This is a genomic window from Cellvibrio sp. (assembly GCF_053579595.1).
This window is the reverse complement of the sequence record NZ_JBRFPI010000567.1, coordinates 1-1806: the sequence shown is the minus strand read 5'-3', so window position 1 is coordinate 1806 and position 1806 is coordinate 1. Positions and strand designations below refer to the sequence as shown.

Annotated in this window: 2 protein-coding genes; both read left to right on the top strand. The window is 54.8% G+C overall.

Annotation, left to right across the window (positions count from 1 at the left end; genetic code table 11):
* Positions 1 to 1032 (top strand): gamma-glutamyltransferase family protein (locus tag ACWA6V_RS21185; RefSeq protein WP_449524339.1); only part of this gene is annotated, 1032 nt, incomplete at its 5' end.
* Positions 1032 to 1806: sulfite exporter TauE/SafE family protein (locus tag ACWA6V_RS21180; protein WP_449524338.1), on the top strand; the 775-nt coding region annotated here is incomplete at its 3' end. The genes ACWA6V_RS21185 and ACWA6V_RS21180, both read left to right, overlap by 1 nt.

Sequence of the window (1806 nt, the reverse complement as noted above, 5' to 3'; positions counted from 1 at the left end):
ACGCTGACCTGGTTGGTGAATCACGGATTGGAATCTGCTTACAGCGGCGAATTTGCAGAATACATCGCCACACAACTTGAACAACTCGGCAGCCCGTTGCGGCTGTCGGATTTGCAAAATTACCGTGCACAAGAGGTAAAACCCCTCTCGGTGCAAACCCGTTTTGGCCAGTGCTTTAATTTGCCTGCGCCGACGCAAGGCGTTGCCTCGCTCCTGATTTTGGCGATTTATGACCGCCTGTTTAAACCCGAATGGGATGAGGCTGCGCGCGTTCACGGTTTGATTGAAGCTACCAAGCTCGCGTTTATTGTGCGCGACCGCGAAGTCGCCGACCCGCGCCGGTTGAGCGAGCGCTGGGATGATTTGTTGAACGATGAGCATATCGACCAACTAGCTGCGGTTATCACCGAGCGCGCCTTGCCTTGGCCGCAAATTGCCGAACCGGGCGATACCGTGTGGATGGGCTGCGTAGATAGCACCGGCACTATGGTCAGTTTTATCCAAAGTATTTATTGGGAATTCGGTTCGGGCGTAGTGATCCCTGGCACCGGATTGGTGTGGAATAATCGCGGTGTGGGTTTTAGTTTGGAGCGCAATCATCGCAATGCGCTCGCGCCCGGCTACAAACCCTTTCACACCCTCAACCCGGCATTTGCACTCTTGAACGATGGCCGCCGTATCAGTTACGGCACCATGGGCGGTGAAGGCCAACCGCAAACACAAGCAGCATTATTGAGCCGCTATCTGTACGATGCGCGCTCGCTCGATGAGGCGATCAATCGCGGCCGCTGGCTGCTCGGTCGCACTTGGGGCGATAACAATCACGATTTAAAAATGGAGCAGGATTTGGTTGATCTACTTGGAAATAATTTGCGCGCGCGCGATCACGCAATTAAAGCGGTTCCCGCTCGCAGCGAAATCATGGGGCATGCTGGAGCTGTTGTGAGTTTTGGCGATGGCAGAGCCATTGCCGCGAGCGATCCGCGTAGCGACGGCGCAGGCATCGCATCCGTAATGACGGAGCGCGCGTAATGAATGATTTTTTAAGCCAGTGGTTGCCTACCATGATCGCGATGGTGCTGACCGGCGCCTTTGCGGGAATCCTCGCCGGTTTGCTCGGCGTGGGCGGCGGCATTGTAATCGTGCCGGTATTATTTTTTGTGTTACAGCACTTTGGTATTAGCGCAGCGACGGCCATGTTGGTTGCAACTGCGACTTCACTGTTAGTGATAGTGCCCACCAGTATTTCTTCTGTGCGCGCACATCACAAACGCGGCAATGTGGATTGGGCACTGCTCAAGCGCTGGTGGCCATTTATGGTTGTCGGCGTAATTGCTGGCAGCGCTTTAGCATTAAAAGTAAAAGGCGAAGTGACCAGTGCCGTGTTTGGTGTGGTCGCATTACTCGTCGCTGCGAATATGTTATTCCGCGCAAAAGCTGCGCCTATCGCGCAACAATTGCCGGGCATGGCGGGGCAGGGGCTAATGGCGGGCACCACCGGATTTTTTTCAGTGATGATGGGCGTTGGTGGCGGAACTATCGGCGTACCTTTGCTGAATGCGTGCAATTATCCGCCGCATCGCGCGGTGGGCACTGCATCCTGCTTTGGTTTATTAATTTCCATTCCCGGCGCGGCGGCGATGTTACTTGCCGAGACTCCGGCCGACGCACCGCAAGGCATGATCGGTATGGTGAATTTGCCAGGATTTTTATTGATTGTGCCGCTCACCGTGTTGCTGGCACCTGTGGGTGCCTGGATTGGTTCCAAGCTTGAGCCCGTGATGTTAAAACGCGTGTTTGCCATTT